Origin of the sequence: Wolbachia endosymbiont (group B) of Lycaena phlaeas (assembly GCF_947251875.1) — a bacterium.
Lineage (GTDB): Bacteria > Pseudomonadota > Alphaproteobacteria > Rickettsiales > Anaplasmataceae > Wolbachia.
Genome location: NZ_OX366392.1, coordinates 1,166,840 through 1,191,242 on the forward strand (window position 1 = coordinate 1,166,840; position 24,403 = coordinate 1,191,242).

The 24,403-nt window shown below is 33.2% G+C and carries 27 protein-coding genes, 1 tRNA gene and 2 pseudogenes; 14 read left to right on the forward strand and 16 right to left on the reverse strand.

Translation table 11 applies throughout. The features are described from left to right. Positions 1-71: 71 nt before the first annotated feature. Complete coding sequence (locus OPR37_RS05385; protein ID WP_007302265.1) at positions 72-824, reverse strand: ankyrin repeat domain-containing protein; 753 nt, start codon at positions 822-824, stop codon at positions 72-74. Positions 825-1,333: 509 nt separating this feature from the next. Between OPR37_RS05385 and OPR37_RS05390 the strand changes: the two are divergent. After that, positions 1,334-1,714: pseudogene (locus tag OPR37_RS05390) on the forward strand (IS4-like element ISWosp8 family transposase); the annotation flags it as partial. A 79-nt stretch (positions 1,715-1,793) separates the two neighbouring features. Here the strand turns inward: OPR37_RS05390 and OPR37_RS05395 are convergent. Further along, positions 1,794-2,345 (reverse strand): WD_0033/WD_0034 family tandem repeat-containing protein, encoded by a 552-nt coding sequence (locus OPR37_RS05395; RefSeq protein ID WP_052264676.1) that lies wholly within the window; start codon positions 2,343-2,345, stop codon positions 1,794-1,796. Positions 2,346-2,734: 389 nt separating this feature from the next. Between OPR37_RS05395 and OPR37_RS05400 the strand changes: the two genes are divergently transcribed. Further along, entirely contained in the window at positions 2,735-3,754 is a 1,020-nt protein-coding gene (locus OPR37_RS05400; RefSeq protein WP_019236868.1) for an Mrp/NBP35 family ATP-binding protein, read from the forward strand. A gap of 149 nt (positions 3,755-3,903) precedes the next feature. Further along, a pseudogene (locus OPR37_RS05405) lies at positions 3,904-4,131 on the forward strand (helix-turn-helix domain-containing protein); the annotation flags it as partial. Positions 4,132-4,344: 213 nt separating this feature from the next. On the opposite strand, the gene OPR37_RS05410 reads toward OPR37_RS05405, so the two are convergent. Then, positions 4,345-4,896, reverse strand: coding sequence for a DNA-3-methyladenine glycosylase (locus OPR37_RS05410; RefSeq protein WP_012481934.1), 552 nt, complete (start codon positions 4,894-4,896; stop codon positions 4,345-4,347). Positions 4,897-4,956: 60 nt separating this feature from the next. Continuing rightward, positions 4,957-5,946, reverse strand: coding sequence for a hypothetical protein (locus OPR37_RS05415; protein WP_264684867.1), 990 nt, complete (start codon positions 5,944-5,946; stop codon positions 4,957-4,959). Between the two features lie 157 nt (positions 5,947-6,103). On the opposite strand from OPR37_RS05415, the gene mraY reads away from it, so the two are divergent. Together mraY and OPR37_RS05425 are read left to right on the forward strand one after the other, a co-directional pair. Beyond that, positions 6,104-7,084: a phospho-N-acetylmuramoyl-pentapeptide-transferase gene (mraY, locus tag OPR37_RS05420; RefSeq protein WP_264684868.1), complete on the forward strand. Its 981-nt coding sequence runs from the start codon at positions 6,104-6,106 to the stop codon at positions 7,082-7,084. A gap of 5 nt (positions 7,085-7,089) precedes the next feature. Further along, a complete protein-coding gene (locus OPR37_RS05425) occupies positions 7,090-7,683 on the forward strand; it encodes a ribonuclease HII (RefSeq protein WP_213863879.1) in 594 nt (197 codons plus the stop codon). 7 nt (positions 7,684-7,690) lie between these two features. Here OPR37_RS05425 and virB9 read toward each other — a convergent pair whose 3' ends face one another. From virB9 to OPR37_RS05440, 3 genes are all read right to left on the reverse strand, one after another. Then, positions 7,691-8,476 carry a P-type conjugative transfer protein VirB9 gene (virB9, locus tag OPR37_RS05430; protein ID WP_007302273.1) on the reverse strand — a complete coding sequence of 262 codons (786 nt, stop codon included), beginning with the start codon at positions 8,474-8,476 and terminating at the stop codon, positions 7,691-7,693. Between the two features lie 328 nt (positions 8,477-8,804). Further along, a complete protein-coding gene (locus OPR37_RS05435; RefSeq protein WP_125855783.1) occupies positions 8,805-9,170 on the reverse strand; it encodes a histidine phosphotransferase family protein in 366 nt (121 codons plus the stop codon). Next, positions 9,155-9,430, reverse strand: coding sequence for a hypothetical protein (locus OPR37_RS05440; RefSeq protein ID WP_012481935.1), 276 nt, complete (start codon positions 9,428-9,430; stop codon positions 9,155-9,157). Before OPR37_RS05440 ends, OPR37_RS05435 begins: the two co-directional genes overlap by 16 nt. A 137-nt stretch (positions 9,431-9,567) precedes the next feature. Here OPR37_RS05440 and purM point away from each other — a divergent pair, with 137 nt between their 5' ends. Next, complete coding sequence (purM, locus tag OPR37_RS05445; protein WP_019236866.1) at positions 9,568-10,605, forward strand: phosphoribosylformylglycinamidine cyclo-ligase; 1,038 nt, start codon at positions 9,568-9,570, stop codon at positions 10,603-10,605. On the opposite strand, the gene purC is transcribed toward purM, so the two are convergent. After that, positions 10,602-11,324 carry a phosphoribosylaminoimidazolesuccinocarboxamide synthase gene (gene purC / locus OPR37_RS05450; protein ID WP_007302276.1) on the reverse strand — a complete coding sequence of 241 codons (723 nt, stop codon included), beginning with the start codon at positions 11,322-11,324 and terminating at the stop codon, positions 10,602-10,604. The two genes, purM and purC, sit on opposite strands and share 4 nt — an antisense overlap. Before the next feature lie 65 nt (positions 11,325-11,389). On the opposite strand from purC, the gene trmD reads away from it, so the two are divergent. The 4 genes from trmD (at position 11,390) to OPR37_RS05470 (ending at position 14,762) form a co-directional block, all read left to right on the forward strand. After that, positions 11,390-12,088: a tRNA (guanosine(37)-N1)-methyltransferase TrmD gene (trmD, locus tag OPR37_RS05455; RefSeq protein ID WP_012481936.1), complete on the forward strand. Its 699-nt coding sequence runs from the start codon at positions 11,390-11,392 to the stop codon at positions 12,086-12,088. Next, on the forward strand, positions 12,085-12,462 hold the full coding sequence (rplS, locus tag OPR37_RS05460) for a 50S ribosomal protein L19 (protein WP_007302278.1): 378 nt from the start codon (positions 12,085-12,087) through the stop codon (positions 12,460-12,462). The genes trmD and rplS overlap by 4 nt, the downstream gene beginning before the upstream one ends. Before the next feature lie 252 nt (positions 12,463-12,714). After that, entirely contained in the window at positions 12,715-13,968 is a 1,254-nt protein-coding gene (locus OPR37_RS05465; protein ID WP_007302279.1) for a PstA family ABC transporter permease, read from the forward strand. Then, positions 13,965-14,762 carry a phosphoribosylformylglycinamidine synthase subunit PurQ gene (locus tag OPR37_RS05470; RefSeq protein WP_019236865.1) on the forward strand — a complete coding sequence of 266 codons (798 nt, stop codon included), beginning with the start codon at positions 13,965-13,967 and terminating at the stop codon, positions 14,760-14,762. The genes OPR37_RS05465 and OPR37_RS05470 overlap by 4 nt, the downstream gene beginning before the upstream one ends. Before the next feature lie 106 nt (positions 14,763-14,868). Here OPR37_RS05470 and pdxH read toward each other — a convergent pair whose 3' ends face one another. The 3 genes from pdxH to OPR37_RS05485 are packed head-to-tail and all read right to left on the reverse strand — an operon-like array spanning position 14,869 to position 16,402. Continuing rightward, positions 14,869-15,462, reverse strand: coding sequence for a pyridoxamine 5'-phosphate oxidase (pdxH, locus tag OPR37_RS05475; protein WP_264376694.1), 594 nt, complete (start codon positions 15,460-15,462; stop codon positions 14,869-14,871). 15 nt (positions 15,463-15,477) lie between these two features. After that, entirely contained in the window at positions 15,478-16,293 is an 816-nt protein-coding gene (gene mutM, locus OPR37_RS05480) for a bifunctional DNA-formamidopyrimidine glycosylase/DNA-(apurinic or apyrimidinic site) lyase (RefSeq protein WP_149168767.1), read from the reverse strand. Next, positions 16,259-16,402, reverse strand: coding sequence for a hypothetical protein (locus tag OPR37_RS05485; RefSeq protein WP_264685792.1), 144 nt, complete (start codon positions 16,400-16,402; stop codon positions 16,259-16,261). The genes mutM and OPR37_RS05485 overlap by 35 nt, the downstream gene beginning before the upstream one ends. Before the next feature lie 19 nt (positions 16,403-16,421). Here OPR37_RS05485 and OPR37_RS05490 point away from each other — a divergent pair. After that, a tRNA-Thr gene (locus OPR37_RS05490) sits at positions 16,422-16,494 on the forward strand. A gap of 141 nt (positions 16,495-16,635) precedes the next feature. Here OPR37_RS05490 and OPR37_RS05495 read toward each other — a convergent pair. The 5 genes from OPR37_RS05495 to OPR37_RS05515 form a co-directional block, all read right to left on the reverse strand. After that, positions 16,636-16,911: a hypothetical protein gene (locus OPR37_RS05495; RefSeq protein WP_149168765.1), complete on the reverse strand. Its 276-nt coding sequence runs from the start codon at positions 16,909-16,911 to the stop codon at positions 16,636-16,638. Positions 16,912-17,032: 121 nt separating this feature from the next. After that, positions 17,033-17,287: a hypothetical protein gene (locus OPR37_RS05500; RefSeq protein ID WP_019236861.1), complete on the reverse strand. Its 255-nt coding sequence runs from the start codon at positions 17,285-17,287 to the stop codon at positions 17,033-17,035. A gap of 65 nt (positions 17,288-17,352) precedes the next feature. Beyond that, on the reverse strand, positions 17,353-18,579 hold the full coding sequence (locus tag OPR37_RS05505; protein WP_265013668.1) for a M61 family metallopeptidase: 1,227 nt from the start codon (positions 18,577-18,579) through the stop codon (positions 17,353-17,355). 672 nt (positions 18,580-19,251) lie between these two features. Continuing rightward, positions 19,252-20,778, reverse strand: coding sequence for an acyl-CoA carboxylase subunit beta (locus OPR37_RS05510; RefSeq protein ID WP_007302285.1), 1,527 nt, complete (start codon positions 20,776-20,778; stop codon positions 19,252-19,254). 124 nt (positions 20,779-20,902) lie between these two features. Further along, positions 20,903-21,727, reverse strand: coding sequence for a hypothetical protein (locus OPR37_RS05515; protein ID WP_264684869.1), 825 nt, complete (start codon positions 21,725-21,727; stop codon positions 20,903-20,905). Between the two features lie 135 nt (positions 21,728-21,862). On the opposite strand from OPR37_RS05515, the gene der reads away from it, so the two are divergent. The 3 genes from der (at position 21,863) to OPR37_RS05530 (ending at position 24,345) form a co-directional block, all read left to right on the forward strand. Continuing rightward, positions 21,863-23,188, forward strand: a complete 1,326-nt coding sequence (der, locus tag OPR37_RS05520) for a ribosome biogenesis GTPase Der (protein WP_213863876.1) — start codon at positions 21,863-21,865, stop codon at positions 23,186-23,188. Positions 23,189-23,437: 249 nt separating this feature from the next. Next, positions 23,438-23,746, forward strand: coding sequence for a hypothetical protein (locus OPR37_RS05525; RefSeq protein ID WP_012481941.1), 309 nt, complete (start codon positions 23,438-23,440; stop codon positions 23,744-23,746). Positions 23,747-23,751: 5 nt separating this feature from the next. Further along, on the forward strand, positions 23,752-24,345 hold the full coding sequence (locus OPR37_RS05530) for a hypothetical protein (protein WP_019236858.1): 594 nt from the start codon (positions 23,752-23,754) through the stop codon (positions 24,343-24,345). Positions 24,346-24,403 lie beyond the last annotated feature (58 nt).

A 24,403-nucleotide genomic window follows, 5' to 3' on the forward strand; every position in this document is an offset into this window, starting at 1 on the left:
AGGTAGCCAAGAAAAGACAATTATAGGAACAAATGGATATCATTAAAGCAGCTGACACTGTGGCAGAATCGCTAGGCAACCCTACTATCGCTAGCAGTTTCTTGCTGTCGATTTGCTGAGATTGGTTTATCAACTTGAGTGTCAGGCTTTGACAATTTATATATAGCATTGCCAACTATTAATGCTGTTGCTGTAATTGCAACTACTGCTATAACTATAGGTATTAACTCAGCTGTAATTGCTCCGGCTGTAAAAAGTGCTATAGATATAGCAGTACCTAATAATGCAGTTACTCCACCGGCAATCCACCCTTTCTTAATTGCTGGACAATTAAGATAGTATAAAGGAGTCTCTCCCCACATATCTACTGCATTAACATTGACACCTCTTTCCACAAGAGCATCTATTATGGCCATACTGCGAAATAAAGCAGCATAGTGTAAAGGAGTCCTTCTCCATATATTTATTGCATTAACATCTGCACCTTTTTCTATGAGAGCGTTTGCTATGTTTATACTATCAAGATAAGTAGTATTATGTAAAGGAGTATCTCCTTTTACATCTTTTTCATTAACATTTGCCCTTTTTTCCATGAGAGCCTTCGCTATATTTTCTAGGTTAAAGGAAGCCACCAAGTGCAAAAGAGTCGCTTTTTCACCATCTTTAAACACATAATTTATATCAAAGCCAGACTTTTCCCACTCTTCATATTCCTTTGAATATCTTTTCAGCTCATTTTGTATTTTTTCAATTACGTTATCTTTGCTTAAATCTTTGTCAACATTAACTAAACTCAATAATTCGTGCCAATTTGAAATTTCCATTGCTATAACCTTACCTTTAATTTTCAATAATGTATTTAATTATATGATAAGAAGTCAATTTAAATAAATTACACATACATGGAACTTATCAGATAAATATATAATATGAACTAGATTCCAGCGGGCTTTGTTGCATCACTATCTATGAAAGGCTAACTATACAAGCAGCTTATTGAAAATCTTATTTTTTGCAATCTATCTGATTAAATTTAAGAATAGTAATTTATTGTTTGTACTAGTAAATTTAATTCTACTTAAAATAGCTAAAGCATTGAAATTCTTGAATTCTAGCTAGATTAGTGAATGATAGTAAAACTTCTTTTACTTAAATTTAGATATTTACTGATTGTCCTTACTATAAATGCTAGAATAATAAGCTACTGATATTCTACATTTTATCTTTTATTCATCGTAGATAGCGATGCAACAAAGCCCAATAGCGTCAACTTAAGAAAAGATGTTAAGGAATAAAATACTGTAAAAAATAGGACCTTTGGTTTCTATTTTATTTCAATAAAGAAGATATCAGTAAAGCTTATCTATTAAGTGTCACATAGAGGAGTGCTATAAACGACTCAAAGTAGAAGCAGAATTAGAGAATTTTTCTGGGATAAATTTAGAAACAAGAATTTTGTGCAAACTTGGTCATGTGCAATACTTCATATGTGTAATGCACAAGAGCCTTGGAACCCAGATCAAATTGCTGAGTATCGTTTAAATTTTTCAGTTTTATTTGGTGTAATGAGACAGAAACTTTATCAGGTGCTTATTAGCACCAAAAAACTTTCAAGCCCTTTTTAAAATACGCACTAAAGTTAACGTGAAGATTGTATAGCCGCAATAAAGTAGATAAGCCTAAACGCCATAATGTCTTTAGGAGAGCTTGCTAATTCATTCTCTTAAGTTAACGCCATTGCCTGAACAGATACATAAAAAAGTAGTACTTGCAAGAAAGAGTTACTTAAGAAATTAATTAACTTTGCTATTTTCTCTAACATACCTAGAAGAAATAGATACATTATCTAATGCAGTCCTAATACTAGCATTGTTCTCATTAACAACTACAGCTAGCTCACAAGCATTCAAAGTATATCTACCATATGGAAACAGTACAGTACTTACTTCAGTAAATGCATCTTGTAGCATGCTACTATTTTTAGCTCGTATTAAAGTAGAATTGACACATTCATTATTACCTTTATATATAGCAAAGGCAAATGGTTTAATGACATACGTCACGCCTGGAAACTGCACAATATCTTTAGAAGTAAAGATATTTCGTAGTGTATCACTGTTTTGAACTCGTATTAAAATAGAATTGATACATTCGTTATTGCCTTTATATATAGCAAAGTTAAGTGGCGTTAAAGTACACGCTATAATACTTAAATACTGTACAATATTTCTAGAAGAAAGAATATCTTGTAATATACCATTTTCTTGGGCTGTTGTTAAAATAACATTAATATACCTTCCCTTATTATGATGTATGGCAAAGCCAAGCGATGTTAAGGTGTACATCAAACCATTTTGATAGTTTATAATATTTGGAGCAGTAAGAATATCTTGTAGTATACCATTGTTTTGAGCTTGTTCTAAATAGAATTAACACATTCATTATTGTCTCTATGTATAGCTAGGCTAAGTAGTGTTAAAGTGCGTTCCCCACCTCTTGGAAATTGTGTAGTATATCAAGTGATAAGAACTTTAGTAAATCATTTCCTGAAACTGCTTCCAAGATATCGCTGATGCTCCTTCCATTCCATATAGATCTTTTTAGCTAAAAATACAAATCTTTTTGTTTTCGTGTTAAATTTTGATGATTTAGCATATTCTTGTAACCTCGTTTTAAAGTCAGTGCAGTTTAATTATTCTATGTTAGTATACACCAATAGAAAAAATTTCATCATATGTTCTGGAAAAATTTTACACAGGTTAATGAGGAAATCGTAAGAGAGAGCCTAAAAAAGGTTATAGAGAAGAAAAGTGGTAAGAATGTTGGTGTAGTATCCTCAATTGTTATTAAGGGTAAAGATGTTGCTTTTGCTCTTGAAGTTACTGAGCCAAATGAAGAATTAAGAAAAAATTGTGAGCAAGCTGTTAAGGCGATACCGGGAGTAGGAAAGGTTACTGTAGTTGCTACTGGTCAAAAACAAGCTAGGCAACAAAAAGCTAAACTTCATATCGAAGGAGTGAAAAATATAATTGTCGTTGCTTCTGGTAAAGGAGGTGTGGGTAAGTCGACAGTTGCACTAAATCTAGCTCTTTCGTTAGCAGAATTAAAACATAAAGTTGCGCTAGTTGATGCAGATATATATGGTCCTTCGATTCCTAAAATGTTGGGCACTGAGAAATTAAAACCAGAAATACAGAGTGGTAAAGCAATGCCTATAGAGAAACATGGTCTCTATACTATTTCAATTGGCTATTTTATTGATAAGGACCGCGCAGTAATATGGCGTGGACCTATGATCACAAAAGCACTTTACAATTTGCTAATGGGAACAAGGTGGTCTGATATAGAATATTTAATCATTGATACACCGCCTGGCACTGGCGATGTACATTTAAGTCTGATGGAGAATTTTAGTTTAACTGGAGCAATAATAGTTTCAACTCCACAGGAGCTTGCTTTAATCGATGCACAAAAAATTTATGATATGTTCACAAAGCTCAGCGTGCCAATTATCGGCATTGTGGAAAATATGAGCTATTTTGTTCAAGATAATTCAAAAATACACATATTTGGAAAAGGTGGTGCAAAAAAAATGTCTGAAGAGCTGGGAGTCAAACTCTTGAGCAGAGTTCCTCTAGATCCGCAAATATGTAGTGCTTCTGATTGTGGAAATCCTTCAATACTAAGTGAGGATTTAGTAAGGATTTATGAAGGCATTGCTAAAGATGTTAGGTCTTTTGTATGCAGTCTATAAAGTTTTTTTAAACTACTTTTAAAATAGGTAGAATGTAATTTTAGGTGAATAAAATATTTCAAATGGCAGCAGCTACCTCGTATCTGAACAGACAATAGACTTCTTGGATAACTTAAGAAACAAGTAGTAGAAGCAATATTAGGGAAGGTATAAATTTTGAGCAGATAAGTAAACTTGATGAAGAGAAGCTTCGAAGACTAAGAGGAGTAAAAAGAAAAACATTGGAAAAATAATAGAAATTTTAATAGAGGAAGAGGCCAAGAAAAAGGCAAGAGGAGGAAAACCAAATATATTTATTAATAGCACTCGAATATTTGTGTAAATACCGTACATATTTCCATATAGTGCAAAGCTATGGAATAAGTGAAAGTTCTTGCTAACGGCTGAATAGAAGATGCATTGATAAAACATCCAGATTTCAGGAAGATAAAGAGCTATTAAAGTTAAATAGGAGTATGCAAAAGTTTTATAAAAAGGGAATGTTCAACTCCCCCATAGAAGATCAAAAAATATCCTTAGGTTATCCAAGAAGTCTATTGTTGGTAAACATAAAAGGCTATTTGCCTTTTTATCTAGTTTATGCAGGAGGTCTAATATTTATTGTTGAGTGTGATTTTAGGCATGTCTGCTAAAACGCAACTTTTAAATCGCCAAAATTTCTCCTTGCCTTTACTAATTCCGATTCTTGGAGTGCACACATAATCTGGTTTGAGGTGATATTCATAGAGACAAAATTCATGACTTATAGTAAGGTCTTGTTTATTATGTTCTTTTGTAATGTTTAATTTTTTGCACAGTATGCCTGGCCCGCCTAAATTTGCTTCAAGCGGTTCAGTGAGCTTTAATCCTCGTATTAACACTGCTGCTGGGAATCCTTCTGCTTCTGTTACAATATTTAGACAATAGTACATTCCATATATAAAATATACGTACGAAAACCCTGGCGTACCAAACATTACTGAGGTTCGATTAGTATAGCCTCTTGCTGCATGACAAGCTGGGTCATCCATTCCTATATACGCTTCAACTTCAGTTATTATTCCACTAAAATTAGAAAATTTCAGCATCTTGCCTAGCAGCTCCCCAGCTACGGTTAAAGTTGGCCGTTCATAGAAATTTCTTGGTAATATTGTGTTATTCATCATAGAAGTACAAGTTACTTACATTTGCAAGCAACTCATACTATTTTCGCTTTTCCTTATTTAGATAAGAGGATACCTACATCTCTGAGAAGTAGAAGTTGGTGTTGTTGTCACATTTGTTACATCTGTTGAAGGCTGCTGTAAAACCTTGACTGATTCAGAGCTCTTTTGTTGCAATTGCGGTACTAACGCTTCATATAAAGATTTTGGTTCACGTCTCTTACCTATTTTGACTTCTTTATTTGCACGCAACTGCTCTGCAGTAACACCGTTGCCTTCAAGGAGAGTTACACCATTATTACCATCAATGTTAACTTTAATTTTGCATTCTCTTCCATCAACATACCACTTTAAAGTCATTTCATATAACCCACTAATTATTTCATAAACTCTTTCCTCATTATCACTATCATTATTAATATAGCAACATGCCCCTCTCTTTTTTTCTTGATTAGGATGACAAAATGTAATTGTTCTTACACCATACTCTTTACATATACTACCGCCTAGAAGTTTAGCTATATCTACTCCTTCTTTATTGGCATGTAGCACAACTCTCACAGTAGGATAAACAATATTCTCTTCCCTTTTGCCTTCTTTTATCATTATGGACTCTATGGTATATACCTTCGATATCTCTGCCTTAATTTGGTCAGCAATCTTGCCTACAATCTCTTTACCATGATAGTGAGATTCTCCTTTCTTCGAAGAAAAAGGTTCTTTGTTTGTAGTATTAGTGTCTGGATCATTCTGTAACTCAAAGAATTTATCCCATTCTTCATCACTGTCTAATTTGATATATTCACGCTTGTTCTTGCCTGATACTGCATTCTGAATACTAGACGATCCTTCTGTTACAGTTGTACCAGAGCTATTGCCTTTACCTTTTAGAAGAACAAGATGCTCTTCTGACCTTTCTTCCTTACTCAACTTTGAAGCTGCATCACCAAAAGAAGGTTTCTCTACTATATGCGTGTAAGAACTTTTAACTCTACTCTCATTATCAGGTACTGTAGTAGCCCACAAAAGCTTTTTAATATAATCTAACATATGCCACCTCTTACCATTAACTAAATATCAGTATGCAAACTTTGCTATAACTAATCAATAACTAAATTTACTCCAAATAAAATGAGCTGATAAAAAGGTATAAATTGAGATTAGGTAAAGCTTTTGGTATAATATCTAGTTAATTTTGAATAGGCAGGTGATCTTAGCTACAAAGACGTTTTTTATCTCATTTATTTTTGGGTTTATTCTCTTTCCCTATTTTATAAAACTTCTAAAAAAGATAAGTAAAGATGGACAACCAATCAGATCATATGGACCAGAAAGTCATTTAATAACAAAAAAGAATATACCACCTATGGGTGGAATAATAATACTAACTTCTGCTTTATTACCAATCCTGCTTTGGACTCAATTAACACCAGAAATTTCATTGCTGGTATTTATAACTCTATTTTTTGCTCTACTTGGATTTATTGATGACTATTTAAAATTGAAGACAAATCACCACCGAGGTTTAAGTGCAAAAACCAAAATACTTATTCAGTTTGTCGTTACTCTGGTCTGTATGTTTATACTTAAGCTACAATCTGCTGAAGGTTTTACAAAAATTTCTCTATTTAGAGAAGTAGCAATCGACCTTGGCTATCTATATCTTCCGTTTGCTGCATTTGTAATTGTCGGCTCTTCTAATGCTGTGAATCTTACAGATGGCCTAGATGGCCTTGCTGCAACTCAAGCCATTACTTCCTTTGCTTTTTTGGGGCTAATTGCATACATCACTCAGACAGATGTAAACATTACTTTATTCTGCATTGCATTTATAGGAGCTATTTTAAGTTTCTTGTGGTTTAACACACATCCAGCAAAAATATTTATGGGTGATGTTGGAAGCCTATCAATCGGTGCAGCTTTAGGACTCACTAGTGTTCTAATTAAAAAAGAAATGCTTTTTGCCGTTATTGGAATAATCTTTGTAATAGAGACTTTATCTGTGATTATTCAGGTATCATATTTTAAATATACAAAATTTAGATATGGAGCAGGAAGAAGAATTTTCCTTATGACACCAATACATCATCACTTTGAAAAGAAAGGGTGGTCAGAAAATACAATAGTTATAAAATTTTGGATAATTTCTATTGCTTGTTCGATTTTTGCTTTAACTTTCTTATTATAGGAACTATGAAATATCCAGATTTCACATTAGAAGATACATTATCAGGAATTATAGCAGGAGTAGATGAAGTAGGAAGAGGTCCGCTTGCCGGTCCAGTGATATCTGCAGCTGTAATATTTACTGATAGAGATACGGTTATTGATGGAATAAACGACTCAAAAAAGCTAACCCCTAAGTGTAGGCAAGTTCTATACGAAAAAATAACGTCTGTTGCAAAATTTGGTATAGGAATGGCAAGCGTAGAAGAAATAAACTCATACAATATTTTGCAAGCAACAAAGCTTTCAATGAAACGTGCGTTGGCAAACTTGAATCTAGAACTAGATTATGTGCTAGTTGATGGTAATCAACCACCTGAAGTAAAATGGCAAGTAAAATCTATAGTGAATGGTGATAGCTTAAGTATATCAATCGCAGCTGCTTCAATCGTTGCAAAAGTTACAAGAGATCGGCTTATGGAAGAATTGCATAATAAACATCCTCAATATAATTGGTATAAAAATAAGGGATATGGAACAAAAGAACACCTCAGCGCTATTGGCCTTCATGGAATTACGAAGCACCATAGAAAGAATTTTGCACCTATAAGAATACTATAGCCTTTAATCACTTACCTTTTTTGAAAGGTATGTTTTCATTAAACAGGCAGACTGTGCTTGATCCGTTTCTTAAGGTAAATACCGAGCTTACTCTTTCAATTATCAGGTAGTCATCAACTGTACGAAAATTTATCAAGGATTCATATCCTGCAGAATCAACCATAAAAACTGCCGGGAAATCAGAGTTTATTTTATTAAATTGTAGATATGTAAATTTTCCGTCATCAAAAACCTTAATTGGTATTATTGATTGACTGCCTTTAACGTGCGAGATGGAATAGTTAAAATTCAAGCCTTTCTTTATAACCTCAATATCACTTATATCAGGGATAGTGGTATGACTAGCTTGCTCTAGAATATCACCGTTACTCGTTGAATAAATTTCATCACTGTTGAACAGTGGATAAAGAAACCTTACTTCATATGCTAACCTTGGATCATCTAGCCCGTTTGCTTCTTCAGCATGAAATTCGAAATAATAAACTCTTTTATTGGTAATTATAGTTGCATTAGTATCGGCAATATCATCTATAGGCTTAATAAATAATCTATTACCTTGAGGAAGGAGTTGCCAACCGGTTGCATCACCCATTGAAAGACTCTCTATTACCTCCCCTGGCTCAAACAATATGCTGGATTGATAACCATAAAAGCCCGTGTACTTATGTATAGCCTGTGGATTATAATTCATTACCTTTATGTGGTTATCACCAGCTATTGGTCTTGGTTCCTGTTTTGCAAGTGCATAACCACCACAAAAAAATAATAGTGCAACAAAGAGTACCCTAATCATAGTATCAAAATAAACTGATCTTCATTTTATCATTGATAGACATGCACTGCAACTGTTAAGCTATCCCAGTAGTAAGCGACAGAAAATGCAAGCTTCATAATAATTCATTACTGCAGGAAAAAGGGGAGTGTTAAATAAACTGTGTCAAACCTCCATTTTTTGTTTCTATTTTATTTTTACTTCTCGGTTTGACACAGTTTATTTAACACTCCCTGCAAAGAAATTAACTACAGATTTTATGTCTAAGTTACTCCACAAAATTTTTCCTTTCCTTATCCAAGATTCAAATTTATAGTATCGATTCCCTTTTATGAAATATGAAGCCATCTCAAGTTATAGTTAAGCCTATATTCAGTGAATTACTTTCACAAGTGCAATTGATTTTAGTGTTATACTGTTCTAACAGTAAAGAAGTCATATAGATAATAATGTCTTTTGTATCCAAACGAATATCATTTTTTTTTGTTAATTTGCTCACTAATAATGTACTTATTGATTTATGTTCATTTACTACTTTTATAGTGAGTAGTGTTTTATCTTCTGTTTTAGTCAGTAAAATAGACACTAATTCAATTTGTGCCACTGCACTGATTATAGTTATCACCATATTGGAAATTATCTTATTTATTTTTTCAATTAAGTTTTCTGTAGGACATTCACTTACTCTCCACTGAAGCTTTACTTTTTTTTTAATAAATAATTTTCTATATTGGATTTAGTCTTAACAAAGCTGCAATTATCTGATGAATGAGAATACGCTTGCTTCATAACTTTATATTTATATATTAAATCATCGGAGCTTTCTTTAAGCAATGACAATGCTTCGTTTTGCATATTAGGGTTGTTTTCTTCAAGCTCTTCCAATCCACCCACTATTCCTTGCATAGAACTAGCAAAATCATGAAGAATTCGTCCTGATAGGCACTCTGTTATTAACATTATGTTTTTATTCATTGGATAAAAGTATAAATGATTTAAGTTAACCCTATATTGGTAGGCATGTAGTAGTCAATTTAAGAGAAAGTTTCGTTGCGCTTTTTGTGTCAAAGCATTAATGTAGTATTAATAATTATAAGATTTGTGAAGGCGTTATGAATACTTATGCTAAATCTGGAATAGACCTTAAACTATATAATGAACTAATAAAAAAAGTTAAACCTATTATTGAAAAGACTAAAGGAGAAGAAGTAATTAGTGAAGTAGGATCATTTTCCGCATTGTTTGACTTTTCTTCGCTGAGTAAGAAATACGACCATCCAGTACTTGTTTCCTCAACTGATGGAGTGGGCACAAAACTATTAATAGCTCAAGAGGTGAATAAGCATGATACTATAGGTATAGACTTAGTTGCAATGTGTGTAAATGATTTACTTGCACAAGGAGCAACACCTTTATTTTTCCTTGATTACTTTGCAACAGGCGTTTTAAACAAAAACGTTTTATTGTCTGTAATCCAGGGCATTGCAGAAGGGTGCAAGGAATCTAAAATAGCATTAGTTGGTGGAGAAACTGCAGAAATGCCTGGAATGTATGGTAACAATCACTATGACCTTGCAGGGTTTGTGGTTGGTGTTGTTGATCGAAAGCAAATTCTTCCAAATTGTAGTATAATGAAAGCAGGTGACTGTGTAGTTGGTTTAGAATCAAATGGAATTCACTCAAATGGATTTTCTTTGGTGCGCCATATTTTTAAAAGCTTAGGTATAAATTATAATGATATATCTCCATGGAATAATAAATCTTGGGGTGAAATATTACTTAAGCCAACAAAGATATATGTTGATTCTTTGTTGCCTATTATGCCAAAGGTAAAAGGCATTGCGCATATAACAGGTGGCGGGTTAATAGACAATATTCCAAGAATTCTCTCAGGAAATTTATTTGTAGACATAAATATTAATTCTTGGAAATGGCCAGATATATTTTTATGGCTGAAAGAAGAAGGTAAAATAGAAAAGAGAGAAATGTTAAAAACATTTAATTGCGGCATAGGTATAGTACTGATTGTAGATCCCGATAATATGAAGGATGTGGAAAGCCATTTCCAAAAGCGTGGAGAAAAAATTGAGATTATTGGAAAACTTGATGAAGCATGTCAGCCTCCACTTGATAGAGTAGTATTTAGTTAGTCTAACTTTACCGACAGTCTTTTTGCAACTTCTGAGTATGCTTCCTTTAAGTTTCCTAGATTTAAACGGAAAACATCTTTGTCTAGCTTTTTATGAGTATTTTTATCCCATAGCCTACAATTATCAGGGCTGATTTCATCGGCTAAAATGATTTTAGTGCTGTTGTTTATCAATTTGCCAAATTCTAACTTGAGATCAACTAAATATATATTTGCATTTGAAAATAGGTCGACTAAGATTTTGTTGATCTTTAAAGTTGTAGTTTTAACTTCTTCCATTTCTTTATGGGATAACCAACCAAAATATAATATGTGATTTTCATTCACCATTGGGTCGGCTAGGTCATCATTTTTGTAAAAAAACTCGATTATAGGAGATGTAAGTGCCTCACCTTCTTTGATATTAAAACGTTTGCAAAAGCTGCCAGCTGCAATGTTTCTAACCACTACCTCAAGAGGTATTATCTTGAGCTTTTTGACTAGCTGTTCTCTTTCGTTTAGAGTGTTTATAAAGTGCGTGCTAATTCCTGCTTCTTCAAGCTTTTCCATGATAAAAGCACTAACATGATTATTAATTATTCCTTTGCCCTCAATAATTTCATATTTTTCCTTGTTGAACGCTGTAACATCATCTTTAAAGTACTGTATAACAGTTGATGAGTCTTCAGTTTCAATAATGACTTTGGCTTTACCTTCGTATATCGTTTTATTCAGTGACATGATTAATTTAGCTGTATACTATAAGATAATATCAAATTGCTGCTTAGTTTACTACAAATTTGCTAATGACGTTTAGTGTTACAATATTAACCATATTTCCAGAAATGTTCCCCGGGTTTTTGAACTATTCTCTTGCCGGAAAAGCGTTGGAAAAAAAAATATGGAATCTTGAAATAGTAAATATTCGTTCTTTTGCTAAAGATAAACATTCAACTGTGGATGATGTTCCATATGGAGGTGGAGCAGGGATGGTTATGCGCCCAGATGTGATTGGTAATGCAGTTGATAATGTGCTTTCTGCTCATAAAAATACTAGATTTATTTATATGACTCCATCTGGTACAAAATTTAATCAGAGAATTGCGAAGGAGTTAACAGAAATTCCTCATGTAACAATATTGTGTGGTCGATTTGAAGGTGTTGACCAAAGAGTAATTGATGTGTATACTCCTTATGAGTTAAGTATTGGAGATTATATACTTTCGGGAGGTGAGCCAGCTGCGATGGTGGTTCTTGATGCATGTATTAGGCTTCTTCCAGGTGTAGTAAATAATTTCGATAGCGTTGCTGAAGAAAGTTTTAGTTATAGTGGTGGTATACTTGAATATCCTCAATATACTAGACCTGAGCAGTGGAGTAGGTACAAAGTTCCTGAGGTTCTGTTGTCTGGCAATCACAGAAAAATAAGTGATTGGAGAAGGGAACAGTCATATGTTAGAACAAAGGAACGTCGACCTGAATTGTTGAATGGAGATGATAAATGACAAACTTACTTGAAAAATTTAACGAACAACAAATACAAAGGTTAGCCAAAGAGATGCCAGCTTTTTGTCCTGGCGATGATTTGAAGGTCACTTTTAAGGTAGTTGATAGTACGGGTGAGCGTATACAGATATTTGAGGGCGTATGTATATCAAAAAGAAATCGTGGATTACACTCTTCTTTTTCAGTTAGAAAGGTAAGTCATGGAGAAAGTATAGTATCACAATTTTTTGTTTACTCTCCTGCATTAATTTCAGTACAAGTGATGAGAAAGGGAAAGGTCCGTAGAGCAAAATTATATTATCTGTGCAAGCTATTTGGGAAAGCTGCAAGGATCAAAGAACGTACTACTTATGTTAAAAAAAAATCTAAGTAGATACAATAGGGAGTGATGTCAATTGTATCATCTCAAAACTCTCTCTTATTATCCCAGTGTGTGGCGCACAACTGTACTTTCCCTCCTGCTGTGGTGTCATCCCAATGTTTGACACTGGGATCCAGATTCTCCTTTTGGTTTGTGCTTTCATGGAAAATATAAAAATTATTTGCAGGCAAAGCCTGTTAGATCTCAGTTCAAGCACTGGAAAAAGGGGAAAGTCTTTTCAAATCCTCATGTAAAGAAAAGTAAATGGGTATAATAAAGAAAAACTTTCTTAAGTTACTTCAATCTAAGCGCGTACATGCTCGTGTAAAAAGAAAAAATAAAAAGAACAACATTTTATGCTTTTGCTCTTTTACAGCACTGATTGTCTCAATTGGGTGTCCTATATGTATATTACTAAGTATATTAGTTAACTCTTACAGTGCTTTAACAGTAACGAAAATTTTATTACCAGTTGAAATAAATGCTGATCTTATTTTAACTAATAATCCTGGTGATTTACGATATAAGTCCATTGGCTTACTCAACAATTCTTTACGTAAGGTGTTTGAAGGAACTGATTTTAAAGACGGTGACGAAATTTTAAGTCGTAATTCTTACAAAGAACTAGAGAAATTTTTTCATAAGAAAGTAAAAGATAGTGGTGAATATGAGATCTGGTTTACCGCGTCAAGTATAATTAATTCAATAAATAAATATAAACATTTGAATGATCATTATGCTAAATTACTTGATTGGTTAAAAGAGAAGGGAAGAGTAAGAAAATTTTTTAATAAGTCTCTGTTTCTTAAGTCTGATTCTTGTGAGCCTGAGAATGCAGGGATTTTAGGGGCATTTATCGGTTCATTAATGACAATTATAGTATGCTTAGCGTTGGCATTGCCAATAGGAATTATGTCAGGTATCTGTCTTTATGAATTTATGCCTAGAAATAGGCTAATAACCAGTATTGTAGAAATTAGCATGAATAACCTTGCTGCAGTGCCTTCGATAATATTTGGTGTGGTAGGACTGACTCTCTACTTGGGCATATTTGGTTTACCCCGTTCTTCACCGCTTGTTGGCGGGATGACTCTTTCATTTATGATGCTGCCTAATATTATTATTGCAACAAAAAATGCCTTTACAAACGTTCCTATTGCAATAAAAGATGCAGCGTTTGCGCTAGGTGCACCTCACATCAAGGTGATATTGGATCACTCTTTACCGATTGCGTTGCCACGGATAATACATGGTGCAGTGCTTGCAATTGCAAGGATTTTAGGCGAATCTTCCCCTTTACTTATGATAGGCATGGTAGCATTTATTGCTGATACACCTACATCCTTCTTCGATCCGGCAACTGTTTTACCTGTACAAATATACATATGGTCAAGTAGTCCTGAAATTGCATTTATTGAGCTTGCTGCCATTGCAATTATAGCTTTATTGTTAATGCTATTTGCTTTGAATTTAATAGCAAATTTTGTAAAAAGAAAGTTCGAGTTTTTTGATTCATGAAAATTACAATCCTATCTGGTTATGGCTTAAATTGCGAAAAAGAAACTGCATTTGCATTTATGGAATGTAGCAGAAAGCTTGGTATTAATAATATTGAAGTAAAAATCGTTCACATTAATGATATTATAGATAATCCAAGTGAACTGAAATTAAGCAATATACTTGCAATTCCAGGAGGTTTTTCCTATGGTGATGACACTGGTGCTGGTAATGCGTTTGCTTTGCGTATAAAAAACAACTTGTTAGACGAATTTCAAAATTTCTTATCTCAGGATAAGCTTATTATAGGGATATGTAATGGTTGCCAGATATTAGTAAAGTTAGTTCCAGAATTCTCTAATCTAGCTTTAACCTCTAATGATATAGGTAATTACCAATGTCGTTGGATTAGAGTGAGAGTTAATCCGCAGAGTAATTCTGTTTGGCTACGGGGCCTGAGTGAACTATATCTCCCTATTGCTCATGGGGAAGGCAAATTTTTTATGGATCAAGATACTTTGAATCAATTGATTGAAAATAATTCCGTTGCACTGCGTTACGTTGATGAAAATGGTGACTATGCAAATTTACAATTTCCTTACAATCCAAACGGATCTATATACGACCTGGCAGCTTTGTCAGACAAAAGTGGTAGAGTTTTAGCTTTAATGCCTCACCCAGAGAGAGGAATATTTTTTACTCAGCAGGACAACTGGCCTCTTGAAAAAGAAAAATGTAAACGTTCAGGAGTGGCTATGCCAAAATATGGTGATGGAATGCTCATATTTGAGAATGCACTAAAATATTTTGCGTAAGTATTACAATACATTACATACAACAAGTTTTTAAACCATAAAAAGTTACTTGATCAGGATGACAATAAATCTTTATTTTTGATCTGCAGAGTAGCTTTCTCTAACGTTAGGGATATAATTGTTCCACTTTCCAATTGCTTTTCTCAACAAGAGTATATCTAAATCTAGTGTGTCTCCTATATTCACCTTCTTGCCAAAATTCAATTACCTTTGGGATTACGCAAAATCCCACCCAAAAGTCAGGACGAGAAACTTGTGTATTGTGAAATTCTTTCTCTTTCAATTCTATAGCCTGCTCAAAATCTTGCCAATTTTTCAGAACTCTTGATTGTTTTGAGCACCACGCGCTAATTTGACTATCGCGTGCTCGAGAGGAGAAATATTCGTCAGCCTTTTTGCCGCTTAGAAGCCTAACTTCTCCTTCAATTCGTACTTGTCTAGAAAATTCTGTCCAATGAAATACGAGTGCAGCTTTGGGGTTCTCAGTCAATTCTTTTCCTTTTCTACTGTTTGCGTTAGTGAAGAACACAAAACCTTCTTTACTATACTCCTTTAGTAATACCACTCTTGCAGATGGAATGCAGTCTTTGCTACACGTTGCTAGCGTCATTGCAGTTGGCTCCTTACACGGAGAATTAAGTACTTCTTGATACCACTTTGAAAACAAATCAAAAGGATCTTTTTCAGGTAAGAGTGTCATATGCAAAAATAAAATTTAATTCTGACATGCATTGCAAAAATAAGTGCTACGACCATTTTGTCGTATAAGTGTTATGATATTGTTGCAGATTCTGCAAGGTTTTTGCACTTTACCATATACGTAAAAGTTATTTTGAAAGTATCCAGCAGATCCAGATGGTTGTGCATAATCTTTCAGTGTTGAACCACCAGCAGCAATTGCATCACTCAGAGTATTTTTTATTTCGATAGCAAGTTTTTCGCACTCTATATATGTTAAATCTTGTGCTAGCCTAAGTGGTGATATGCGAGCTCTAAATAAGCTCTCAGAAGCATATATGTTACCTACGCCAACTATTAGCTTATTATTCATTAATACTGATTTGATATTTGCTTTTCTGCTCTGTAGCAACTTCTGTAAATAATTTCCATTAAATTCATCTGTGAGGGGTTCTATTCCTAGGTTATTAAAAAAATTTAGTTCTTGCTCTCTGTTTAAAACAATCACTAATCCAAACCTTCTTGGGTCATTAAAGATTAGTGAAGTGTTGTCAGAAAATAAGAATATCACATGATCATGTTTGTTCTGTGCTTGATTGTCTTCAACATATATAAGCTTTCCGCTCATGCCAAGGTGTATGATTACAGCCATACTAGCATCTATATTCGAGATTATATATTTACCTCTACGCTTGATATCATTTATAACTTTGCCCTTTAGCAAATCATCAATATTTTTTGTTATTGGTACACGCAAATTCCAATTATTGACTGTAACATTGCTTATTTTCTTATTTTTGATTTTATCAAATAAGAAGTTAGAGATGACTTCCACTTCTGGGAGTTCTGGCATCTTGTCTACTCTGTTGCTGTTTTTTTCTTTTTAGAATATTTTGCTTTAAAGCTTTTGCCAATCTTTTTCTCTCTTCTTCTTTTTCCTTATTTTTTTTCATGTTATTCATTATCATAATACGTGAACTTGCCGTTGTAGCTCAGGTGGTAGAGTACGTCATTGGTAATGACGAGGTCCCAAGTTCGAATCTTGGTAACGGCAGTTTAGAGGACGATATTCATAAAGTCAATCCTCTAGATGCTAATTAGATTATAGAAAAACGTCTAGTAAATACCTTTTATACACTACCATTAAGCTGCTTTTTCAGTATTACTATTCAATAATACCTGCCGTAATTTTTCTTTAGAAAATCCATGCATTAAAAGAAATTGTATAATCCTTTGCCAAAAATCCCTCACAATATACTGAAGGATTATTAAAACTTACGTTGGCAGGGTTAAACCTGTTACCATAACTTCCCCCACCACAAATATTTTCATAACAACACTGCTTACAATCGTCAGGCCTGTTTTCCATATCACTCAAAAAGTTATTAAAAAATTTATCTGATGAGAACTTAGCCCAACTAGTATTGCTTATGTTATATTCAACAAACTTATGAGGGACACATGTTCTCAAATCATCTAGTGGGCCGAGATTACCATTATTGGAAACACATATTAACGGTAATACAAAAGGACTTCTTTTGCCAAATCCTTCAACTCTTGAATAATTACCGTAAAATAGCTCTAATGAAAAGTTATATAGAAATTTCTCTATCCTTTTTATGATAGTTCTCAGTCAGGTCTTCTTTTATCTTATCTGCCCAGCATATATTACCATGCCCTCCACCATCTCTATCAAACTGACAATGGCTATTGTGATTATTTCTACCATGAAAATTATCTGAAAGCTTTTCTATTCTTTTAAGTATGACACTACTACTAACTTGACCGATATTAGCGCTAAGAAGCTCTAATAATAAATCCACTTGTTTTTCTTTATTGTTTACCATAATTATTTTGCCTTAAAATAGCAAAGTCTAGGTTTACTATAGCTTTTGTCAAGCATTTATCTGAGCTATTTATATATTGGAATGCTACTCGTCATTTTATTTGCTTTCAAATGTATAACTTTCGGTATCTTGTTTTCAAGGACTTTTAACTTAATATTACCACTATTAAAGTCAATACTATAACACTTTAGTTCTTGACCATCCTTGAGTCCCATATTATGGCAATCACTACCTAATTTAACCCCACGTATCTTTTGTAGCTCTAGACTTCTGGTTAAGTTAAAGCATATATCACTATACTTATCAGTATCTTGGAAAGTTAAATTTTTATTTAGTAATCTACTGGGTAATAGACTGAGAAGTATGCTAGAATCTCTTATAGAGGCTATGATGTCTTTTATAAGGGACTCTGGTAAGTAATGTTTTAAATGACTTGCAAATAAGTCAACATTAAAATTAACTTTCTTTGAAGTTATTTCACTTATTATATTATTTATAGTAGTCAATAAGTTATACCTTCCATTACTAACCTCATTTAATTTCTCATCTATTATCATTGCAAGAATAAAACCTTTGTTATAACTCAACATGCTTATGTTTTGATCAAGTAAATGCTTTTGATTTGTTTTTTCGAAATCAATATTAGGTATTAAAGAATTAAAATACTCTTTTAAAGTAATATTAATTATTTTTAAGTACTCATCTTTATCAATAAGTTTCGTGTCAAGTAAGGTTTTCACTCCATAAAATTCCGTAAATCCTTCAAAAAACCACTTATATTTTATTTCATTTTTCTTATCGTTGTCTTGCTCTATTATATGTCCTATATATCTGTGAATTAATTCATGTGATATCACTCTAGTATAATCTTTGATATTTTTTTTTAAGCTTCCCTCAATAATTACATAGTCCTTTCCTGCAGCACCTGTAGTTCTACTAAGATTGGGATTATCAACAAGTACTATATTATACGGCTTACTTTCTAGTATGAATAAGTTATCTTGAGCTAAGATAATTTTATTAATAATATTTACAAGACTGATACTATTATGAGCATTGGTATAAAGCTTATTTCTTTTATCAAGATCAAAACTTCTAAAATTGTCAGTTCTAATAATTTTTTCTATATTATCAAAAGGTTTTCTAAAAGGTAAAAAATCAGGTGAGTTTTTTAAATGTGATGAAGAGTTATCTAAAGCAATAGCAGAATGCATATACTGAATGTATATAAGGAAAAAACAAATAATATAATTTAATAGACTGTGTACATTTTTAAGCTTAATGTTTGCCATAAATAAAACAGGACATTGAAGAAGTGTAAGTAATTACGATTAAGCAAATATAATTTATTGCTAAGTAGGTGATAAGGATAATTTTAATTATCTCTTTAAAACTTTACTCTTCCCATATTATTGAACACCTTATAATAAAGACTGAGAAGAAAGTTACAAAGGATTGTATATTCTTATCATCATAGCGCTGTTACTACAGTAATAACACTAAGAATAACTATAAGTTTCTTTGAATGATAGTTGAATTTTGATTGAAATTTTGAGGCTATAAAAACCGCAGGTACCAGTTGGTTTTTATTAGCTAAAGTAAACGTCAAATATCTGGAATTCTGGACATAAAATCCTCCTTTGAAAAAAAAGATTAGAAAAAAATGCAATGCACATACGACAGAAATTAAGTATGTGTGTATGCACCCACATACGCTGAAGAGGATACGCTACATTTTTTTATGAGTTTGATTGTTTAATAAAAAAAAGTCTGCAGACAAAGATAAATTTTTGAGCTCTAAAAGTATCTCTAATTGTCATTATAATCAGATTTAGAATATGCGGAAGTAATTTTTTAGCTATAAGAATATATTATAGAAAAAAGGAACCCAAAAGTTAGCGTTATTGGTAATCCAACTTGGTGTAACGGCACTGTAGACCTTACAATAAAGACTGAGAGGAAAGTTACAAAGGAAGATTATCATGCTTCTTCCATATTCTTTCTACTTTCTTGTTTTTAAGTAGCTCTAGTGCTTTGTGAAAGTGATGCCTTGTTTTACTTGGCACTATAATGTCATCAATGTATCCATGTGATGCAGCAAAAAATGGATTAGCAAATTTCTCTTTATATTCTTTGATTAACGTTTGCTGGTCTTTTTCATGCCTAAATATAATTTCAACTGCACTTTCAGGGCCCATTACAGCTATTTCAGCAGTTGGCCAAGCATAATTTATATCACCTTTTAAATGCTTTGAGTTCATAACAATATATGCACCACCATACGCTTTTCTAGTGATAAGGCTAATTTTCGGCACGGTCGCTTCAGCATAAGCGTAAAGCAGTTTCGCTCCGTGTTGTATTATATTATTGTATTCTTGATTTGTACCTGGCAGGAAACCTGGAACATCAATAAGTGTGATGATGGGAATGTTAAATGCGTCACAAAATCTTACAAACCTCGCAGCTTTTCTTGAAGAGTCAATATCCAAGCATCCTGCAAGGTGCATAGGTTGATTTGCAACAACACCAATAGTATTTCCTCCAATTCTGCCAAAGCCAATTATGATGTTACGGGCAAAATCGGGTTTTAGTGCAAAAAATTTCCTTTCATCACACACCTTTTCAATAAGTTCATACATATCATAAGGAGTATTAGGATTACTAGGAACTAGAGTGTTCAAAGATTCATCAACATCATCAATTAAGTTGCAGATTGGTACAGATTTCGTTGACTCTTGATTATTTACTGGTAAAAAGGTAAGGAATTCACGGATTCTCAGCAGCATTTCAACATCGTTATTGAACGCAAAATCTGCTACTCCTGTTTTGCTTGTATGAATTTTTGCTCCACCAAGATCTTCGTGGCTTACATCTTCATAGGTAACTTTTTTCACTACATCTGGTCCGGTTATAAACATGTATGAGCTATTTTTTACCATGAAAATAAAATCGGTTAGCGCTGGAGAGTAAACTGCACCGCCAGCACATGGGCCCATGATTAGAGAGATTTGTGGTATAACGCCTGATGCATTTACATTCCTTTGAAAAATTTCTCCGTAACCAGCAAGGGAATTTACTCCCTCTTGAATTCTAGCTCCACCAGAGTCGTTTAGTCCGATAATTGGAATCCTGGCATTAATTGCCATATCCATAATTTTGCATATTTTTTTTGCATGTGATGCACCAAGTGATCCACCAAAGACAGTGAAATCCTGAGAATAAACAAAAACTTTTCTGCCATGAATAGTACCATGGCCAATTACAACTCCATCACCTAAAAAATCAGCATTTTGCATGCCAAAATCAGTTGCGTGATGCTTCACAAACTTATCATACTCTTGAAATGAATTTTCATCGAGCAATATACTCAGCCTTTCTCTAGCGGTTAGCTTTCCTTTTTCATGTTGCTTGTTAACTCTATCAGGACCTCCTCCTTTTTCGGCTTCTAATGTTTTGATCTTTAGAGTTTCTAGTATTTCAGAGTCTTGCATGTAGTAAAATAACTTTCAAATTGGTTGTAAACTTTATTGAGCTTACAAATCCTATTGATTATACACATACACCGTTACTGCATGCAACGGTGTATGTGTACGATAATTAATGCGCTAGCAATTTCTATTTAATATTTTGAGAATGCTGAGACTCACTAACATTCTGTGCACTTGCACTTGTTACACCTGTTGATGGATTAATTGTTATAACTTCTCTTTCAATTCCTTGTAAGTTTGAAGCCAATGAGACCAATTTTGCTAGAGTCATGTCATTATATTTATCCATCTTCTTATTCTCATAATAGCCAATTTTTATTTTTACAGCTTTGTTTTCCTCGAAGTCCTCAGGACTTATATTATCACTTAAATCAGTACAAAATACGTTATCATTTCCACTAATATTTAAAGCAATACTGCAATCTCTATCACCCACTTTCCAGTTAAATTTAATTATACAAGACTCATTTAGTATTTGATAAAGCCTTACACCATCATCACTTTGTGAAACACGCACCAACCTTTTATCTTCTGGAGATACCAATGTAAAAGCTCCAATTTTTGGATTACTATCCTTTAAGGCTTTACCAGGAAATGAGTTATCAAATTTTAACTCACCTCTGCCTTCTTTTAACGATACCCATGCAGTAAATGATTTATCTTCTTTTCCTCTCAACCTCACATCTATAGAATCATTACCTGTATATTCAGCAATTCCTTTTCGAATTACACTCAGAAATTTCTTAGTTTCTTCATCATTGTCACTCAAAAAAAGCTCCTTATTTTCATGTGACCGGGATGGATCATTGAGATTCTCCAATGCTTTAGCTAAAGTTATATAGTTATATATACGTGTCCTGTTGTTATAAGGTGTCCCTAATTTATAAATTTTAGGAGTTAATTGAGCAACTTGATCGAAATTCATTATTAAAGTTTCATTTGCATTATGCATAGCGCCTCCAATTCTACATAATAAACTTAAGATAAAATATCCTAATTTTAGGATAGGTATATAATCTATCAAGTCAATAGTTAAATTAAAAAATTTTGATTATAATTTACTATTTATAAAATACGCTCTTAAACTATGCTGAAAATAGTCATAATAGGCCTTCCAAATGCAGGCAAGTCAACTCTATTTAATAGGCTAGTAAGAAGAAAAGCAGCGGTAGTTAGTGACATTCCAGGAGTAACGAGAGATAGGCGTGAAGGAATTGGAAGAATTAGTGATTTAGAGTTTAAAGTTATAGATACAGGAGGATGGAATGACCAAACCAGTTTTTCACTACAAGTTATTGAACAAATAGAGTTTTCTTTATTAAGCGCAGATGTAATTTTTTTTCTTGTTGATGCAAAAGTGCAAAACGAGCAGAACAAAGAGTTTGCAAAGTGGCTGAAGAGAAAAACGAACAAACCTGTAATACTAATAGCAAACAAATGCGAAAGTCATAAATCGGAAAATGTTGATTATTTGCAGTTCTTCAACTTCATAGGTCCGGTGTACATCTCAGCCGAACATAATCTTGGTATGATTGATCTTTATGATGCATTAGCTAGTGTTATTGAAGGTCTTAGCGAAGGCACTGAGCTGCCTGAAAGTGAGTCCATTAGACTGAGGATTGCAATCATCGGTCGCCCAAACGTTGGAAAATCAACTTTTTTAAACAGTTTACTTGCAGAAAATAGACTAATAGTAAGCTCAGAACCCGGTACCACGCGTGACTCTGTGGATATTTCATACGACCATAATGGGAAATTAATCACTCTCATCGACACTGCGGGAATCCGCAGAAAGGCAAATGTTGTTGATAACTTAGAATCAAGATTTGTTGAAAAAAGTATAGAGTCAATAAAGCGCTCTCATGTAGTGATTTTAATGTTAGATTCCTTGCTTGGCATTGAGCAGCAGGATTTATCAATTGCTGAAGCTGCAATTAAAGGGGGGAAGGGAATTATCATTGTTTTAAATAAGTGGGATTTAATAGGTAAGGATGACAGAAGTAAGTTAATAAAATTTGTCAAACAACAGGAAGTGACTCGGTTATTTTTGGAAGTGCCAACTGTAACAATTTCTGCATTGAAAGGTATGCGCTGTGGTGATGTGATAGATAAGTGTCTTGAAGTGAGTGAATCCTTAAACAAGAAGATCAGCACTGCAAAACTGAATAATTGGCTAATAGATGCTGTGGAAAAACATTCTCACCCACTTATAAAAGGTAGAGAGATTAAAATGAAGTATATTGCTCAAATTGGCACCAAACCTCCAGCTTTTTCTTTGGTATGCAACGTCCCGGAAAGTGTTGATGAGAGTTATAAACGTTATTTGACTAATGGTCTTAGAAAAAACTTCTTTGTTGAAGGTGTACCAGTTAGATTGCTTTTGAAAAAGAATAAAAACCCCTATGTAAAGTAGATAATCTTGTTTTACTAATAATATACTTTTTTATCTTAGTAATATTATTAATAAGTAAATAATATTACTTAAATAAGTAGTTGATAAATTAATATTATATAGTAAAGTATTAACTTGTTTAGTACTTTTGCTATGAATTATAAAGGACAAGATTTAAGGCCTGGATCTCCACATACTTTCACGGTTGATACACCTTTAGTATTTCAGTAGCTTCCAAAAAGATATGGATACCCGATTCCAGAAAAATATTTGGAAAGATTGAGCAATTGGGCAAAAAGGGAAGATACGCGTGTAGTGAAATTAGTAATAAATGGATCTGGTTTTACTCCTACGCAACGTAAAGAGTTGGAGAATAAAATATCAAACAGAGAGTTTAACCCAAACAAAAACATAGAGCTTATAGACTTTAATGAGCTGGATTTAGGAGAGTATGAATTTAGCTTTCACTTACAAACAGATAAGAAAACAGAACTATCTAAATGTCCTTTATACACTGTATCTCAATATTTCAAAGATCTATACTCTATTCCAGAAAGTAAAATTTTGGTGTTGAGATAGACAGTATGCGTATATTTATGTTGTTGGTATTGAAATCTCCTATGATCTATTTTGATTTTGATATCTTACCTAAAGAAGATAAGAAAGTTGGTGAGATTCAGGCTGTGCATGGCTTTTTGGTTGCTGAAAATGACAGAAAAGGTTATGACTATGATGGTATAGCAAGTATTGAAAATGCTATCATTGCTCTAAGCTATGATGGTAGAGTAAAAATTATGGAAATTTACAATGAAGTAAAGAATAAGTTTCAAAAAGATTATCCTTTGTTTAAGTTATCAGAACATGAGATTTACAAAATTATGGAAGAGATAGTATATTTCACTCTTTCTAATGACGTTCTTCTTCTTATATCTAGCTATCAAGATTCTAACAAACGTTACAACAGACGTTTGGAAGAAGCAAGATTGCTTATGCAAGAAACATTTGGGTTTAAAACCAATGGAGGAGAAGTTGATACTCAATATGACAATAGCTGGACGAAAAACAAGGATGAATTGTATACCAAAGAAGAAATTGCAAAAATAGATAGTGATACTAGGGTTGTAACTAGTATGCAAACTAAATCAGTATCTAGCTGTGAATACATACATAGAGGCTAGATAAAAAAGTTATAGAGTGATATGTGTCGCTTTATAATTATATAGAACATTATTAAAC

Coding starts and splice junctions, on each gene's coding strand:
- OPR37_RS05400 (WP_019236868.1), top strand. CDS start 2,735: ATGTTCTGGAAAAATTTTACACAGGTTAATGAGGAAATCGTAAGAGAG.
- purM (WP_019236866.1), top strand. CDS start 9,568: ATGAATACTTATGCTAAATCTGGAATAGACCTTAAACTATATAATGAA.
- OPR37_RS05385 (WP_007302265.1), bottom strand. CDS start 824: ATGGAAATTTCAAATTGGCACGAATTATTGAGTTTAGTTAATGTTGAC.
- purC (WP_007302276.1), bottom strand. CDS start 11,324: ATGTCACTGAATAAAACGATATACGAAGGTAAAGCCAAAGTCATTATT.
- OPR37_RS05470 (WP_019236865.1), top strand. CDS start 13,965: ATGAAAATTACAATCCTATCTGGTTATGGCTTAAATTGCGAAAAAGAA.
- OPR37_RS05500 (WP_019236861.1), bottom strand. CDS start 17,287: ATGGTAAACAATAAAGAAAAACAAGTGGATTTATTATTAGAGCTTCTT.
- virB9 (WP_007302273.1), bottom strand. CDS start 8,476: ATGATTAGGGTACTCTTTGTTGCACTATTATTTTTTTGTGGTGGTTAT.
- OPR37_RS05530 (WP_019236858.1), top strand. CDS start 23,752: ATGCGTATATTTATGTTGTTGGTATTGAAATCTCCTATGATCTATTTT.
- OPR37_RS05415 (WP_264684867.1), bottom strand. CDS start 5,946: ATGTTAGATTATATTAAAAAGCTTTTGTGGGCTACTACAGTACCTGAT.
- OPR37_RS05395 (WP_052264676.1), bottom strand. CDS start 2,345: ATGTACACCTTAACATCGCTTGGCTTTGCCATACATCATAATAAGGGA.
- pdxH (WP_264376694.1), bottom strand. CDS start 15,462: ATGACACTCTTACCTGAAAAAGATCCTTTTGATTTGTTTTCAAAGTGG.
- OPR37_RS05465 (WP_007302279.1), top strand. CDS start 12,715: ATGGGTATAATAAAGAAAAACTTTCTTAAGTTACTTCAATCTAAGCGC.
- OPR37_RS05510 (WP_007302285.1), bottom strand. CDS start 20,778: ATGCAAGACTCTGAAATACTAGAAACTCTAAAGATCAAAACATTAGAA.
- der (WP_213863876.1), top strand. CDS start 21,863: ATGCTGAAAATAGTCATAATAGGCCTTCCAAATGCAGGCAAGTCAACT.
- trmD (WP_012481936.1), top strand. CDS start 11,390: ATGACGTTTAGTGTTACAATATTAACCATATTTCCAGAAATGTTCCCC.
- OPR37_RS05425 (WP_213863879.1), top strand. CDS start 7,090: ATGAAATATCCAGATTTCACATTAGAAGATACATTATCAGGAATTATA.
- rplS (WP_007302278.1), top strand. CDS start 12,085: ATGACAAACTTACTTGAAAAATTTAACGAACAACAAATACAAAGGTTA.
- OPR37_RS05485 (WP_264685792.1), bottom strand. CDS start 16,402: ATGAATAACATGAAAAAAAATAAGGAAAAAGAAGAAGAGAGAAAAAGA.
- OPR37_RS05440 (WP_012481935.1), bottom strand. CDS start 9,430: ATGAATAAAAACATAATGTTAATAACAGAGTGCCTATCAGGACGAATT.
- mutM (WP_149168767.1), bottom strand. CDS start 16,293: ATGCCAGAACTCCCAGAAGTGGAAGTCATCTCTAACTTCTTATTTGAT.
- OPR37_RS05505 (WP_265013668.1), bottom strand. CDS start 18,579: ATGGCAAACATTAAGCTTAAAAATGTACACAGTCTATTAAATTATATT.
- OPR37_RS05515 (WP_264684869.1), bottom strand. CDS start 21,727: ATGCATAATGCAAATGAAACTTTAATAATGAATTTCGATCAAGTTGCT.
- OPR37_RS05410 (WP_012481934.1), bottom strand. CDS start 4,896: ATGAATAACACAATATTACCAAGAAATTTCTATGAACGGCCAACTTTA.